The following is a 15,348-nucleotide window of genomic DNA, read 5'->3' on the forward strand; positions in this document are numbered from 1 at the left end:
CCTAAAGAGGACAGGCGGATTCCCCCGCCTGTCCTCTTTGCTTGTCCGGCCTTAGGCCCGGACGCAGCCGTCAATGATTCTTTTTACGGATCTGTTTGTCGTGATTCTCGCCCCACTCCTTGGCCTGTGCGGTGGCAATGGCAATCGCCCGCCCCTCCTCATAACCATCCTCAAGCAGCGCATTGGCAATTTCCACAGCCTTGTTGCGCACAGGTGCAGTGAAGTTCTTCAGAGAATCCGGATAGTCTCCCTTATTCCATGGCATAACAAAAACCTCCTTGATCTGACTATACTCATACTTAGCCGGATCAGGGAGGTTCTAAACCACTTATTGTAATGTTTCCTTATTTAATGACTTTCACACGCTCTTCGATCGGCTGGAATTCTTTCTCTCCCGGAGGGGTTACAGTTGTACCGAATGGCAGCTGTGCAATCAGCTTCCACTCTGCCGGAATACCGAATGTTTCTTTGACTTCATCGTCAATCAGCGGGTTATAATGCTGAAGCGAAGCGCCCAGACCCTGTTCTGCGAAAGCTGTCCACACTACGAACTGCAGAATCCCTGAGGACTGGTTGGCCCAGATCGGGAAATTCTCTGCATACAGCGCGAAGTTTTCCTGAAGATGCTTCACTACCGCCTGGTCTTCGAAGAAGAGCACGGAGCCGTAACCGGCTTTGAAAGAAGCTAATTTCTGGGCAGTGCCTTCGAATTGTTCAGTCGGAACGATTTTACGCAAGGTTTCTGCAGTGATATCCCACAGTTTATCATGTTGTTCACCCAGCAGAACCACGGCTCTGGAGCTCTGGGAGTTGAAGGAAGTCGGGCTATGTAATACTGCCTCTTCAACGATCTTCTGGATCTGTTCATCAGAGATTGGGGATTCTTTGCTGATTGCATATACGGAACGTCTGCCTTTTACCGCTTCGAAAAAGTTCTTAGACATAAAATAACTACCTCCATTTAATTAAGTAACTTACTTTTATAAATCTTAACACTTTTCCTACCGGAATACAACTCTTATTCACAACTTTTTCCTGTCTGCTTACTTATGCTTATATATCAGCTCTTAGTGTCGCTGTATTCGCAGTAATTATGCGCCTTCCACTATTTTCTATAAGCTGATCTTCACGTTTAGAAACATGGCACTAACTTTTCGTATATACAACCTGTCAATAAATACGCTACAATGATTCAGCAAAAGTGCAGAAAGAAGGTCATTTATGAGCTCCCCTCTTAAGGATGGAACTAAACGAACAATGAAATTCACATTATTAATGCTGCTAAGTTCTGCCTTGATTCTAAGCGGCTGCAAAGACACAGCTTCGACATCATTAAATACAGCGGCCGCGGTTGCAGAACCTGAGACAGCTATAGATTCCACTGCACCTGTGTCCTTCTGGGTCGCTACCGATACACATTATCTGGATAAAGCGCTTGAGGATGGCGGTCAAGCCTTCCAGGCCTATGTCACAGGCGGAGACGGTAAGATGCTTCCCTACAGTGATGAATTAACTGAGGCTCTTGTCTATGATGTGGAACAAAAGAAACCTGAATTCCTCATTCTCAGCGGCGATCTCACCAACAATGGTGAAGCAAGCAGCCATAAAGAGTTAGCCGCGAAGCTGCACCGGATTGAGGCAATGGGCACCAGCGTATATGTTATTCCCGGCAACCACGATATCAATAACCCTTGGGCCAGATCCTTTGACGGTGACAAGCAGGTAGTTGCAGAGCATATTAATGTGGAGGATTTCCTCGCGACCTATGAGGATTTCGGTTACCATGAGGCGCTATCCCGGGATGCTGACAGCCTAAGCTATGTGGTTAAGGCCGCCCCAGGCCTCTGGCTTCTGATGATTGACAGCGCCCAGTATGCGCATAATGAAGAATATAATTTCCCGCAGACGGACGGACGGATCTTACCTTCAACCTTGTCGTGGATGGATGAGAACGTGAAGCTGGCCGCACAGGAGCATGCCTCGATCATTACTGTAATGCATCATAACCTGTTAAGCCACACCTCCATGGCGGTATCCGGCTTCAAGCTTAACAACAGCCAGGAAACCATGAAGACGCTCCGCAAGGATGGCCTCAATCTGGTCTTATCCGGGCATATCCATATGCAGGATATCCGCCGGGACCCTGCCGAGGATTCTATTGATCCGGCCATGCCTGTATACGATATTGCTACAAGCGCAATGGCGGTTAATCCCCATCAGTACGGCGCGATGACGTTTGATCCGGTCTCCCGGGCTTTTACCTATAATACGGCCGCAGTCGACGTGGAGGGCTGGGCTCAAGCGAAGGATATTACCGATCCTCATCTGCTGAACTTCAAATCGTATGCTGAGGAGACCTTTGCAGGTGAATCTTATGAGAAGGCAATGACCAGACTGAAGGATAGCACCTTTACAGAAGCTCAGAAGCAGTCAATGGCCGAGGTCATGTCCAAGCTGAACGTGAAATATTTCGCCGGCACCGCCGCTGACTCACTGGACGAGATCCAAGCCATGCCGGGATATAAACTGTGGGAGAGTATGGAGGGCGGATTCATGTCCGGGTATATCCGCAGTATGGCCGAGCATTCAGAACAGAGCAATGTGTCGCTGGAGATGGTTCTGACTACACAGTAACCGACATTATTTTGAGAGGAGCATGCTTAGTGACAGATACTCATGAATCCCCGCCAGGCAGCAGCCTGCCTGAGATCATCTCCAAGCCGGCGCACCGGGCGCTGGCCGGAGCCGGTATTGTAAATCTCGAGAAGCTAACCACAATTACCGAAGCAGAGCTGCTGAAGCTGCACGGTATGGGTCCCAAGGGCATCCGGATCCTCCGGCAGGCGCTTGCAGACAAAGGGCTTGATTTTGCCAAGTAAGCGGGGCTAGTGTGACGCTCAACGTGATACATCAAACAGCGGCAGCCATGGACGGAATGAAGTCCTGAGCTGCCGCTGTTATGTTTGTACTGGCTTAGCCGGAGACATGAGCCAGCTTTAACTGTATTTTGTACAACTAAAGCTTGCCCATATGCCTCAGAAGGAGTTTTAATTGCACTCTGTACACTTATATAATTCATTTTTGCCGAAGAAGAATACTTTGCTCAATTTTAATTGTACAGAATACAGCTATTCCTGCATAAACGGGCTTTCGCCGTCTTTTAATTGTACAAAATGCAGTTATCTGCCATGCGCTCCTCATTTCCTACTTCAGATCTGACCTTGTAATATAAGCATCTACAGTTATTACCACGATTCTCAAGTTGATCTATATGTAATTCCTTATACTCTCAATCTTTTCCAAAATATTCTTCCAATCAGGTTCATCTGCAAGCAGGATTGTCCCACTTTCAGTTGAGCTGATTATATCTTCATATTGAATTTGATTTTGTTGTAATTGATCTAAGTTGATCTCTACACCAAGAGGTTTCTTAGCACACTGCAATATTTGCTTTTGCATTTCATAGCCGAATGACCGGAAACATTGTAGCAGCTCCCCAACAAACTCATTATACCCACAGCTATACTTACCTCGTTTAGTATTCCAAAAATATATTCCATTCTCATCTATAAAATCAGCTGTCCAGTAAAAATGGATTTCATTTTTATTTCTTATTATAAAAAGATCCGGTCCGCCTACTAGATATCCAAAATCCAGCTTTCTGGAGAACAACCATCCTTGGGCAGATTCCATGAATAGATCATATTGCTCGTCACTCTCATCCCAAGTATTCATTAACCACTGCTGTAACGATTTTCGGTAATCTTCTATTTTTTCAATTGAATTCACATATTCGAAAACTTCATCAGGTACGGGAAATGCGATATAAGGAAGAATATCACAAATGTCACTGAATATTCGGGCAAACGGATAGTCTATAAAAGGTACTATTTTATCCTTATTATGATTCTTCAATAACTCTTCATTGTACTGGGGAAACTGAACTCCAGCGAAATCAAACCAGTAATAAGAATCGGTTAAAGCGAACCAGCTTAGCGTTGATTTTCCATTGTAACTCCATGGGGCTATGTCTTCAATATTCTTTAGTATAAACTTTAACAAAATATCACCTCGATGATATAGTAATTTAGAAATTAGTAGATGTATTCGTTACCATAGAGAAAACCGTCAGAGAGAAAATCAGGCAGAGCGCTTCAATTTCTTGTGTAATATAATAAATGGCTCCGACAACCACAAGCCCTGTTGCATTACAGATAACAAGCCGCTTTACCAGCGATACTAAGCAGGATATGCGACACTAATGAATTATCGATGCCCGTGACCATTATGCCGTATAACACACTTAACACTGGCGAGATGAGGCAGATATTCATTAAAAGTTCTCTTTTTGCTTTGTCCATGTTCTAAACTCCTAACAGAAGTCTCTCATCCACATCGTGGAGAGAGACTTCTGTTAGGAGTCCGCGGTATTTTTTATTTCGCGGTTACATCTATGATTCCCCTCAAGATTCTATAAACTGCAAAGCACGTCTGGTATGATAATCAGAGATTCCCTTTGCAGTCTGCTGATCCGGATAACATCTCTGGACCAGCTTTAAGCCAGCCGAGATCAAGGAAAGATGATGATGATATTGATAGAACAGCTTCCTGTTTACATCGAGATTATCATTCTTCAGATACCGGTAGAAATCGCCAAAACGGAATTCCATAAAACTGTGCTCGTGCTCAATATCGTAGAATCCGGCTCCTTCAATATCAATTAAACAGGGTTCAAGCTGATCCGTAACCAGCACATGGTTAGGACCGAGCTCTCCATGGATATATCCAAAACGGCTTCTGGGTTCTACTCTTGATTCAAGTTTGTACAGCATATCGAGCAGCTTACCCTGATTCCTGCGGATTACATCAATATATTCAGAGGCATAAGTCAACTGAATTATAGCATTTTGCAATTGGATAAGATGACATTGTCCCGTGTCGTGCTCGGTCTGATCAGGTTTTCCGTAAATTTTGCTTTCCCCCGCATGCATGCCCGTAATCATGTCTCCCAGGCGTTGAAAGATAGTATCCTTAACCCTGGAATCGGAATGACTGAAATAGGCCTCGGCAGCTTGCCCGGCTACATACTCAACAAGCGCATAATCAAAATCATAAGGATTCCTGTCCTTATTCATATCATAGAGGGCAGGCGTCCGGATAGAATGTTCGAGTAAGTATCTGTTGTTTATCTCAAATTGTTCGCTGCCGTAAGATTGTACATTGGTATTCTGACCGGCAATTTCTTGCTGAAAATAATTCATGGTTATATCCCACACATACAGCACGCAAGAAAATCCATTAGTGCAATCTATCTTATAGACCACCTTTTGTGCGCCTCCATGCATCTTTGTAACCATTGCAACAAAATAACCTGTGCCAAAGACCTTCTCTACATACGCCTGTAAGGCAGCAGGATCGAGATGACAATAATTTTCCAAGGAACAACACTCCGCTTCTTCATTTATTGCCGGCTACCCCACTGTATTATATTTACCGGAAAAAATATAGACTGTTTCTTTCAGTTCTGTTATTATGTTGAATTAGGTCTTGAATAAAATCGGCATACAAAACAGTCCTTGGAATCCTTCCAAAGACTGTTTTGTATTTGCTGTATTTCCCCGGATATAGCCCCTGTTCTCTTACTCCGTTTGGACTGCGAGCAGCTCCAGAATATCCAGGTTATTGTTTACGATAATCAGCTTATCCTTATACTCACTGCTCTCAATAAACCGGGGAAGCTTCACGAGATTATAATCTCTGTTCCACTCTATCAGCTCCCGGACACTTTCAATAGTCTCACGCTTGTTAGATACGGCCGCTCCGGATACGCGTTCTTCATGCCTCTTACATATCCGCTCTTCTTGTACGGATAAAGGTGTCATAAGCACGATGACCTTGTCCGCAGCCAGTAAAATTGGCCCTACCCACGCGCGGTATACACCTTCGATATGTAATTTCATTACCCGTCTCCCCTCCGCCCCATCAGACGCTAATAACCGTACGGATAGCATCCGTACGGTTATTAGTCAATTTTATTATACTAGATGCCTAACGCTTACTTCCAGATCTCATCGGCAATCTCTTTGATGAAAGCAAGCTTGCGCCATTGCTGTTCCTCTGTCAGGTGGTTGCCTTCTTCGGTCGAGGCGAATCCGCATTGCGGGCTCAGGCATATCCGGTTCAGATCAACGTATTGCTTCGCTTCCTCAATCCGCTTCAGAATATCTTCCTTGATCTCAAGCTCACCGAACTTGGAAGAGAATACGCCAAGCACAACCTGCTGGTTATCCTTCAGGAAGCGGAGCGGCTTGAAGTCCCCAGCACGTTCGGTATCAAACTCCAGATAGTATCCCGAGTAGTTATCGATGCCGAGCAATGTTTGTACGATCGGCTCATAACCTCCGCCTACACCTGCATAGGTGGATACATAATTGCCGCGGCATACATGTGTAGTCACAATCAGATCCTCCGGCAGACCGGCTACAACCGCTTTGTTCAATTCTGCAAATTCATTCGCATACTCAGCAACATTCACACCAATCTGCTCCATGACAGCCACAAATCGCTCGTCACACAGGGCTCCCCATGTGCAATCGTCAATTTGAATACTGCGGCAACCCGCTGCATAGATATCCATAATCGCTGCACGGTACGCCTTGGCAATATCGGCAACAAGCTCTCTGCGGTCAGGATATAGGGCGCTTGTACTTTCCTTATTTTCCGCCCGGTCCAGCTCGAACAGGAACTGCGCAGCTGCAGGAATCGATTGGCGTGCAACCACGTCATCACCAGCAATTCCTTTCAGAAAAGCATAATGCGCGACAAATGGATGGCCGCTATAGCCTATTTTACCGGTTAGGCGGGCTGTTTCAGGTCTCGATTCGGCACCATTAAAATTATAGCCTTGATCAATGATTGTACGTGCTACACCATCGAAGCCCCAGAAAAAGTCCAGATGCCACCAGGAGCGGCGGAATTCACCATCGGTAACCGCTTGAAGTCCTACCTCCTTTTGTTTCTGCACGAGCTTAACAATCTCAGCATTCTCAACTTCTGTAAGCTGGCTGGCGATGATTTCACCGTTCTTGTATTGTAATCTGGCATCCTTAAGCGCGGCAGGGCGCAGGAAGCTGCCAACGATATCATATCGGAAAGGGGTAGTGGTACGTTTCAAAGGTTCGGTTTGAGTGCTCATTAGGTAATCTCCTCGCTGAATAATTATACAATCAATATAGCATAGAAGGTCAGCTATACCGTTCTACTCATCCGTTATGATTGGTTATAATTATTTGTTATAGCCAGGGTAGATTATTTGCCCTCATTAGCCATGTAATTCTATCAACAGTTCATTCAGCCGGTCGAAATTCTGTTCATTAGCTTCCATCAGGAACGGCCTGGCCCCTGCGAGGAATGTCGGGTTCACAAATACTTGACGGAATATCACAGTTGTCCCGCCGTTACTGTCTTGAAATATTGCTGTAACCTGAAATTCAGGTTCATTTAGATGATGGATGACGATGCGCTCAAAAGGTTCGATCTCTTCAAAAGCACTGTGATTGGGATAATTCTTCCCATCCGGTCCATGCATAACAAACCGCCACTCGCCTCCAGGTCTCAAGTCAAATTCATGAAACGTATTGCTGAAACCCTCCGGCCCCCACCAGCGGGCCAGCTGCTCAGGGTTTGTCCAAGCCCCGAAGACGGCCTCCCGCGGATAATTGAACCGGCGTGAATTGATAACTTCGTTCTCCTCTATATCACCTGTCATAACACGGCCTCCTAGAGTATAGTGCCTAAAGTATCAAGCATTTCCTTCGTTCCATGCTCGCGCACTTCTGGAGTATCGTAGCCGTCGAAGAACGCTCCCTGCTCAGTGAATATCAGCGTAGTGCCGCCATCAACCGGGATGAGCTCAACCGTTGTAATTGAAACGGAGATTCGAGTCCCATCCGAATCCAGAGTATACGTATAGACAATCCGCTGCTGTGGGACTATCTCCTGGTAGCATACATCGAAGGTAAAGACCGGCCCGTCCGGCGGACCTCCTCTGCTGAATTCGCGACCTCCGACGCGAAAATCAAAAATTTCTGGTTTGGAGAACCATTTTGACTTGGCAGCCGGGTCAGCCCAAGCCTGGTAGACCCTCTCTGGTGATGCGGCGTATGTCCGCTCGACTACAAAAGTAGCATGTTTAACAAAACGTTCTGTCACGGTTAGTCCTCCTCTGACTCCAATCCATTATTTGCTCCGGCAAGAAAATCCCCGAGTGAATCCAGCCGGTACACCCAGCTTGTATGCCGTTCAACAACCAGCTTCTCATGGCTTATTTTCATCGCCTGCAGTAGCCGGGTGAAATCTTCGACCGCTAGCGCTGTCTTGCCCTGCATTAGCTTAGATACATGCTGCAACTGCTCCAATAGAATCTGCTGCTGCCTGATCTGCTCTTTCACCCGGCCCGTCTGCAGGTTTACGATCTCTAGTGCGCTGATTTGTTCACCGCCCAGTATGGACTTAATCTCCTCAAGGGATAAACCCAATTCCTTAAGTGAAACAATCTGCTGCAGCTGTGACAGGTCGGCTTCATTGTACAGCCTGTGACCGGAATCGGTCCGGCCGGATGGCGAGAACAAGCCGGTCTGATCGTAGAACCGCAGCGTCCGGACAGTCAAGCCAGTCAGCTTGGCCAATCCCCCCACTTTCCAGTGTCGTTCCATAGTTACTCCTTCGTTAACGTTAACGGTTTACCGGTGTTTTTAGTATAAAAGATGACGTAACGTAAGATGCAAGCGAAAATATCTACTAAAAAATATCTTTTAGCGGCTGCACCGGTTGGTCACCGATAAAATCCCGTTTAACTCCCTGAACGATCCGCTTCATACAGCTTCGTCATATGCTCCATATGAGAAACTCCCCAATCATTCAATACCTGCAGCACAGAACTTAATCCTTTCCCATATTCCGAGATTGAATATTCAACCTTTGGCGGGATCTGATTGTACACTTCACGGTGCACGATATCGTTATACTCAAGTTCTCTTAATTGCTGGGTGAGCATCTTCTTGTTATTATCCGGAATGGATTTCTGCAGTTCTCCGAATCGCATGGTGCCTTTGTTCATTAGCTGCAGCAGAATAACAGGCTTCCATTTGCCGATCAGAATGTCCAGTGCCGATTCAAACTTACAATACGATTCCACAGCCTCCAGCTCCTTATCCTGCGTATGGTTACTTTTTCTTAACTATGTTTATTAAAAGTGCCTACTTTCGCGTACTGCTTCATTGGGGCTATTATACCAGTAACGAACGGCAAATAAGTAATCTGGAGGAGTCATTCATGAATATTGCATTGTGGATTGTACAGGGAATTGCAGCAGCAGGTTTTGTATATTCGGGCTGGCTTAAGGCATTCCGGTACGGGCAGGCGAAAAAATCCTGGGGATGGGTATCGGATGTTCCCAAGGCATTAGTGGTCTTTATAGGGGTAGCCGAACTATTAGGCGCAGGCGGATTGATACTTCCTTATTCGCTGAATATTGTACCTGTGTTAACGCCGGTTGCCGCAGCAGCTCTTGCAGTGACTGTCCTAGGCGGCGCCCTTTTCCATATCAAACGCAAGGAATACCGGGAGATCGGCGTGAACATAATCTTTATCGTGTTGGCTCTAATTGTCGCGGTTGGACGGTTCTGAACGAGAATATCAAGATAGTCCTACTCAGCTTACAGTTGGCCCGTCCAGATATTCCAGGACAGAAAAATGCATACCGCCGCCATTACAAAAAAAACAGCAGAAACCCGGGTGTTTGAACGGAAATTAACGCCATAGGCTGTAAAAAAGATTGCTGCTGCTAATTTAGAGGTTAGCTGATAATAACCATTTTGCGGAAAAGAGGAGCTGCTAAATATAACGGCCGCAAGCAATGTGGTAATAATAAGAATCTTAAACCACATAGGTTCTGTTAAGAATTGTTTGTAGATTAGAATGATCCGCTGCATCCTAGCCGCCCTTTCATTTATCTGAAATTTTATCCTTTTCTTTAATTTCACTATACCTGAATATAAAAAAAACCGGAACCACCTAATTTCTTAGGGGTTCCGGCTTCATGCTTACCTCTTTAAACCTTACGGACGGTCAATCCAGATATATCCGTCTTCATCCACTTCAACGGTAGCATGGAGACCTTGTGCCAGAACACGCAGCGGCACGTAAGCATCTCCGTATTCATCCACGAATACAGGCTGTGGAAGCTTAACGGTAGCGCCGGCAATCTGTGCCTGTGCGGAGCCGATTTTGAATACCAGCAGATCGCCGTAGACATCATCGGTTACATTAATCGCACGATTAGCCGCATCCCACTCAACAGAAGCATCCAGGTCCTCTGCAATATAGCGCAGCGGAACATAAGTGGTGCCATTGTCCACGATAGGATAATAGTAATCATCATCCGGTGCGATCATCAGGCTCTTATACGTAATTCCCATATCATCCTTGAGCAGGTTATAGACCGCAGAACCCTGTTCAAAGCTTCTCAGCGTCTCACCCGGTGTAAGCTGCGCTGACGAGTAATCAATGCCGCCGGTTGTGCTGATCGGATCAGCAGTTACAGGACCATTCACGTTCCAGGTCTCTGAAACCAGCTTCACATTGATACTCTGCAGCGGCAGATCTTCACTGGCCGGAAGAGCAACCTTGAGATCAATATTCTGCTTACGGACATGGAAGCCGCTGTCCACGAACAGGTCCACGGTCAGCTTCGTGTCTTTGCCGAGAACAGTCTTAAGTTCAGGAGTACTCTCGTAGAGACTCTCGAGCTGCTTGTCGTAGACCAACAGGAGAGCATCCACTGCCAGCTTGGCAGCATCATGCGCTACAGTGACTACGCCTTCTTTGTCATCCAGCGGGATCTCTCCGAAGCCGAGACTATTCAGATCTTCACCTGAAGCCTCCAGCAGCGGATACAGATAATCATAGAGGCCGCTGATCAGGGCAGTGAAGCCTTCAGTGTCTTTGGAGATCGATCTCAGGAAGCTCTTCAGCAGGACTGGAAGCTCTTCACCCGTAATTTCGGTATGTAGCTTCGTCAAGCTGGTCTGCTGGCCATATACAGATTCCGATACTGAGGCAACTGTAATTGCTCCAGGATTCGGCAGGTTCTTCACCACGAACTGGGAGATCAGCTTGGAAAGCTCCAGTGTCTTCGTCTGATCCAGACCTTCTATGCCGAGTGTGTCTTCATATCCCTGAATCGGGAAGTAGAACGGCTGCTTCGCACCTTCAGCCGTAAATACAATATTCGCCTGATCCATGAAGAAGGAGAACGGAATTTTGGATTGCTTATACCCGACAATACCCGATGCCGAGACATTGCCGTTGTCCTGCAGCTTCACACTTCCAAGCGTAAGGGATAATGAATTAATAAGATCAACAATCTCCTGATCCTCTGCACGGATGCCTACTGCCGGAACAGCGCTTAAGCTAAGCGTTGTGCTTGATTCTGAGGATTTCACATCTAAATCCCCAAGCAATGCCTTGTTGACATCAAATCCACCGACGGTTTGGCAGCCTGCCAGGATCAGCAGCAGTGCAAGAAACGGCACCAGCCATTTAGTTCTTGCTTTCATTTTCTTCATAGCATGTCTCCTCTAGCTCATAATGTGGTAACGTATCCATCATCTCAAAGGAGGAAGGATTTGTAAATGTAGAGGTCGGATTCTATTATCCCTTCATAGGGTAAATAAACTCCGCCACTCTATAGATACCCAATCTTGGAAAAAGAGAATCTTTACCAACGCAAGTACCGCTAAATGTGCGGGATAAAATGACCACCAGACCCAGCGCGGCAGCCGTTTCCGCTCCAGTAATATCCAGAAGCCCGGAGTCAGCGCAATGAGAAGGGTAGGCACAATACTAGCCATCTGCACCAGCCAGTTATAATAGAACAAATAGAATACATTCAGTGCAAAATGTGCCAGCACAAGCCAATACGAGCGGGTATAACGGAAAATCAGGACCAGAAGCAGCCCGTACGCATTATAGTCCAGCGGCAGAAGATCCATGAGCAGCACCGCAAGGATAACTACCGGAATCCCGTACCACAGCTTCGGCAGCTTATCGAGCAGCGTCAGCACGGCAGCAGACAGCAGGAGGGTGCACACCACATTCCATCCGCCGGGGTCCAGTGCCAAATTGTACGGAATCTGGGCAAGCAGAGCGATCACCAGCAGCCGCCGCAGATAGCGGGGTCTCGATGAAGTATGTATATGCCCTTGCACCAGCGCGTAGCAGTAAATCGGAAAAGCAATTCTCCCGACAAACCTCCAGGCAAGCTCGCCCGGGAAAAAAATATAGCCGATGTGGTCGATCAGCATGGTCAGCATGGCAATAATCTGCATCTGTGGCCTCCTGTCACAGTTATGTATTAGTTTACGCCTTAGATGCTATTATCCATGGCCGGACGGGTTGCTGCAAGTGTTGCATGGGATCTTTATGTCAAAAAACCAGAATTGCCCCCTGCCTGGGAGCAATTCTGGCGGCATTTCAAGCCTAAGCCGTCTTCGACTTATTATAAATATCAAAGCCAACTGCCAGCAGCAGCACCAGACCTTTAATGCCCTGCTGCCAGTCTACGCCGAGGCCAACGAGCGACATCCCGTTGTTCATGACCCCCATGACCAGACCGCCGATGATTGCGCCGACCACGGTCCCGATCCCGCCGGAAGCGGAAGCTCCGCCGATGAAGCAGGCGGCAATGGCATCCAGCTCGAAGTTGGTGCCTGCTTTGGGTGTAGCCGAGTTGAGCCGTGCAGCGAACACCAAGCCGGACAATGCGGCCAGTACACCCATGTTGACGAATACCCAGAAGGTGACACGTTTGGTTTTGACCCCGGAGAGGCTTGCCGCCTTCTCGTTGCCGCCAAGTGCGTAGATATGCCGGCCCATCGTCATGTGATTCATGACGAATGAATAAATCGCGATCAGCACCAGCAGAATGACGAGGATGTTCGGAATCCCGTTATATTGGGCAATGACATAAGTGAACAGGTTGATTACAATGACCAGTGCCGCCGCCTTGCCAACCGAAATCCACACCGGGGATTGTTCAAATCCGTATTTGAGGGTAATTTTGCGGCTGCGGTATTCCTGATAGACAACCAGAACCGACAGGAGGACTCCGATGACCAGGGTCAGCACATTCAGCGAACTGCCGCCGGCGATATCAGGGAGGAACCCCGAGCTGATCTTCTGAAAAGCCTTGGGAAACGGTGCAATGGATTGTCCATTAAGCACGATCATCGTTAGGCCCCGGAACAGCAGCATCCCTGCCAGGGTGACGATAAACGCGGGGATTTTGATATAAGCGACCCAGAAGCCCTGCCAGGCACCGACCAGAGCGCCCATCAAGAGCGAAAGAATCACAGCTAGCACAGGATTCATCTTCATATCGACCATCATAATGGCCGAGAGTGCGCCGATGAAGGCGGCCACCGAACCTACTGACAGATCAATGTGCCCGGTGATAATGACGAGTACCATCCCGATGGCGAGCACCAGAATATAGCTGTTCTGCAGAATCAGATTGGTTACGTTCAGCGGCTTCAGCAGAATGCCGTCCGTCATAATTTGAAAGAAAATAGAAATAAAGATCAACGCAATAATCATGCCATATTGGCGGATATTCTTTTTGAAAAGTTCAGTAATGGCTCCCATGCGGTGTTACCCCCTGCTTCGTGTCATAAATTTCATCAACAGCTCCTGCGATGCATCCTTCCGCTCCACTTCCCCGCTGATGCGCCCTTCGCACATCGTGTAGATCCGGTCACACATCCCGATAATTTCCGGCAGCTCGGACGAGATAACCAGCACGCCCTTACCTTCTGCCGCCAGACCGTTAATAATCGAGTAGATTTCGTATTTGGCGCCCACATCAATCCCGCGTGTAGGCTCATCCAGGATCAGAATATCCGGCTGGGCATAGATCCATTTGCTGAGCACCACCTTCTGCTGGTTGCCGCCGCTGAGATTGACGGTCTTTTGCAGAATGCTCGGCGTCTTGATGTTCAGCTTCTTCCGGTATTCCTCGGCGACCAGCACTTCCTCATTCTCATTGATCACCCCGCGGCGGGAGAGCTTCTTCAGATTGCTGAGTGATATGTTACGTTTGATATCGTCAATCAGAATGAGGCCGTATTGCTTGCGGTCTTCAGTGACGTAGGCTAGCCCGCTTTCTATTGCCTGGGTAATATTGTTAAGGTGTACCTCTCTGCCGTGCATAAAGGTCTGTCCGCTGATCCTCTTGCCGTAAGACTTCCCGAACACGCTCATGGCCAGCTCCGTTCGTCCAGCGCCCATCAGCCCGGCAATGCCGACAACCTCGCCGCGCCGGATGTGCAGATTGATCTGATCCAGCATTTTGCGGTCCTGCTGGGTGGGATGATATACTTCCCAGTTACGGATCTCGAAGATGGTTTCCCCCAGCTCCGGCGTCCGCTCCGGATAACGGTTCGTCAGATCGCGCCCGACCATGCCCTTAATAATCACATCTTCAGTGACTGCATCGCGCTTCATATCCAGCGTCTTAATGGTCTGCCCATCCCGCAGAATCGTTACAGAATCCGCTATCTTCTCGATTTCGTTCAATTTGTGGGAAATGATAATCGAGGAAATCCCCCGCTTCTTCAGCTCCAGAATGAGCAGCAGCAGGTTCTCGCTATCATCCTCGTTCAGCGCCGCCGTCGGTTCATCGAGAATGAGCAGCTTCACTTCCTTGGAGAGCGCCTTGGCGATCTCTACGAGCTGCTGCTTGCCGACGCCGATCGTTGATACTCCGGTAAACGGCGATTCCTTGAGGCCGACGGTTGTAAGCAGCTCCTTGGTCTTCACCGTCGTTTCGTTCCAGTTGATCACCCCGCGCCGCGCTTGCTCATTGCCGAGGAAGATGTTCTCCGAAATCGACAAATACGGAATCAGCGCCAGCTCCTGATGGATAATGACGATACCCAGGCCCTCACTGTCCTTAATATCCTTGAACTGGCATACCTGCCCCTGATACAAAATATCCCCTTCGTAGGTGCCATGCGGATACACTCCACTAAGCACCTTCATCAGCGTGGACTTACCGGCCCCGTTCTCCCCGCAGAGGGCGTGGATCTCGCCTGCCTTAACCTGCAGATTGACATTCGCGAGCGCTTTGACGCCGGGGAATGTCTTCGTAATGCCTTTCATCTCCAAGATATATTCACTCAAGTGTCTCTCACCCAGCTTTCCTTGTGACTGTGCAGCGGCTGCCAGCGGCTGTCCTGAATCCTGGCTGCCGCCGGTTTACCGCTGCTAATAACTGCCATATAAGCTGAA

The 15,348-nt window shown here is 47.8% G+C and carries 19 protein-coding genes; 3 read left to right on the plus strand and 16 right to left on the minus strand.

Features of this window, described 5'->3' with window-relative positions; all coding sequences use genetic code 11:
- Positions 1–70 precede the first annotated feature (70 nt).
- Positions 71–265, minus strand: coding sequence for a hypothetical protein (locus MHI42_RS04995; RefSeq protein ID WP_039298089.1), 195 nt, complete (start codon positions 263–265; stop codon positions 71–73).
- Positions 266–344: 79 nt separating this feature from the next.
- Positions 345–944, minus strand: a complete 600-nt coding sequence (locus MHI42_RS05000; protein ID WP_039298087.1) for a nitroreductase family protein — start codon at positions 942–944, stop codon at positions 345–347.
- Between the two features lie 331 nt (positions 945–1,275).
- Between MHI42_RS05000 and MHI42_RS05005 the strand changes: the two genes are divergently transcribed.
- On the plus strand, positions 1,276–2,634 hold the full coding sequence (locus MHI42_RS05005; RefSeq protein WP_342422988.1) for a metallophosphoesterase: 1,359 nt from the start codon (positions 1,276–1,278) through the stop codon (positions 2,632–2,634).
- Between the two features lie 29 nt (positions 2,635–2,663).
- A complete protein-coding gene (locus MHI42_RS05010; protein ID WP_342422989.1) occupies positions 2,664–2,879 on the plus strand; it encodes a DNA-binding protein in 216 nt (71 codons plus the stop codon).
- Positions 2,880–3,267: 388 nt separating this feature from the next.
- Here the strand turns inward: MHI42_RS05010 and MHI42_RS05015 are convergent, their stop codons facing one another.
- The 9 genes from MHI42_RS05015 to MHI42_RS05055 form a co-directional block, all read right to left on the minus strand.
- On the minus strand, positions 3,268–4,062 hold the full coding sequence (locus MHI42_RS05015) for a DUF5984 family protein (RefSeq protein WP_342422990.1): 795 nt from the start codon (positions 4,060–4,062) through the stop codon (positions 3,268–3,270).
- Between the two features lie 146 nt (positions 4,063–4,208).
- Entirely contained in the window at positions 4,209–4,361 is a 153-nt protein-coding gene (locus MHI42_RS05020) for a hypothetical protein (protein WP_342422991.1), read from the minus strand.
- Between the two features lie 102 nt (positions 4,362–4,463).
- Complete coding sequence (locus MHI42_RS05025; RefSeq protein WP_342422992.1) at positions 4,464–5,438, minus strand: phosphotransferase; 975 nt, start codon at positions 5,436–5,438, stop codon at positions 4,464–4,466.
- A gap of 201 nt (positions 5,439–5,639) precedes the next feature.
- Positions 5,640–5,960 carry a hypothetical protein gene (locus tag MHI42_RS05030; RefSeq protein ID WP_342422993.1) on the minus strand — a complete coding sequence of 107 codons (321 nt, stop codon included), beginning with the start codon at positions 5,958–5,960 and terminating at the stop codon, positions 5,640–5,642.
- 95 nt (positions 5,961–6,055) lie between these two features.
- Entirely contained in the window at positions 6,056–7,195 is a 1,140-nt protein-coding gene (locus MHI42_RS05035; RefSeq protein ID WP_342422994.1) for a 5-methyltetrahydropteroyltriglutamate--homocysteine S-methyltransferase, read from the minus strand.
- A 126-nt stretch (positions 7,196–7,321) separates the two neighbouring features.
- The gene (locus MHI42_RS05040; protein ID WP_342422995.1) at positions 7,322–7,768 is read right to left on the minus strand and encodes an SRPBCC family protein; all 447 of its coding nucleotides are present in this window, start codon (positions 7,766–7,768) and stop codon (positions 7,322–7,324) included.
- Positions 7,769–7,779: 11 nt separating this feature from the next.
- Positions 7,780–8,211: an SRPBCC domain-containing protein gene (locus MHI42_RS05045; RefSeq protein ID WP_171716405.1), complete on the minus strand. Its 432-nt coding sequence runs from the start codon at positions 8,209–8,211 to the stop codon at positions 7,780–7,782.
- 2 nt (positions 8,212–8,213) lie between these two features.
- The gene (locus MHI42_RS05050) at positions 8,214–8,714 is read right to left on the minus strand and encodes a MerR family transcriptional regulator (RefSeq protein WP_342422996.1); all 501 of its coding nucleotides are present in this window, start codon (positions 8,712–8,714) and stop codon (positions 8,214–8,216) included.
- A 137-nt stretch (positions 8,715–8,851) separates the two neighbouring features.
- Complete coding sequence (locus MHI42_RS05055; protein WP_342422997.1) at positions 8,852–9,196, minus strand: helix-turn-helix domain-containing protein; 345 nt, start codon at positions 9,194–9,196, stop codon at positions 8,852–8,854.
- 137 nt (positions 9,197–9,333) lie between these two features.
- Here MHI42_RS05055 and MHI42_RS05060 point away from each other — a divergent pair, with 137 nt between their 5' ends.
- Positions 9,334–9,687: a DoxX family protein gene (locus MHI42_RS05060; protein WP_342422998.1), complete on the plus strand. Its 354-nt coding sequence runs from the start codon at positions 9,334–9,336 to the stop codon at positions 9,685–9,687.
- Between the two features lie 29 nt (positions 9,688–9,716).
- On the opposite strand, the gene MHI42_RS05065 is transcribed toward MHI42_RS05060, so the two are convergent.
- The 5 genes from MHI42_RS05065 to mmsA form a co-directional block, all read right to left on the minus strand.
- Positions 9,717–10,043: a hypothetical protein gene (locus tag MHI42_RS05065; protein ID WP_342422999.1), complete on the minus strand. Its 327-nt coding sequence runs from the start codon at positions 10,041–10,043 to the stop codon at positions 9,717–9,719.
- A 75-nt stretch (positions 10,044–10,118) separates the two neighbouring features.
- Positions 10,119–11,627, minus strand: a complete 1,509-nt coding sequence (locus tag MHI42_RS05070; protein WP_171716411.1) for a copper amine oxidase N-terminal domain-containing protein — start codon at positions 11,625–11,627, stop codon at positions 10,119–10,121.
- Between the two features lie 93 nt (positions 11,628–11,720).
- Positions 11,721–12,389 (minus strand): TraX family protein, encoded by a 669-nt coding sequence (locus MHI42_RS05075; RefSeq protein WP_342423000.1) that lies wholly within the window; start codon positions 12,387–12,389, stop codon positions 11,721–11,723.
- A gap of 151 nt (positions 12,390–12,540) precedes the next feature.
- On the minus strand, positions 12,541–13,704 hold the full coding sequence (gene mmsB, locus MHI42_RS05080; protein WP_171716413.1) for a multiple monosaccharide ABC transporter permease: 1,164 nt from the start codon (positions 13,702–13,704) through the stop codon (positions 12,541–12,543).
- Between the two features lie 6 nt (positions 13,705–13,710).
- Positions 13,711–15,240 (minus strand): multiple monosaccharide ABC transporter ATP-binding protein, encoded by a 1,530-nt coding sequence (gene mmsA, locus MHI42_RS05085; protein WP_042136642.1) that lies wholly within the window; start codon positions 15,238–15,240, stop codon positions 13,711–13,713.
- Positions 15,241–15,348: the final 108 nt, after the last annotated feature.

It is taken from the genome of Paenibacillus sp. FSL E2-0178 (assembly GCF_038593005.1).
GTDB classification, from domain to species: domain Bacteria; phylum Bacillota; class Bacilli; order Paenibacillales; family Paenibacillaceae; genus Paenibacillus_AQ; species Paenibacillus_AQ phytohabitans.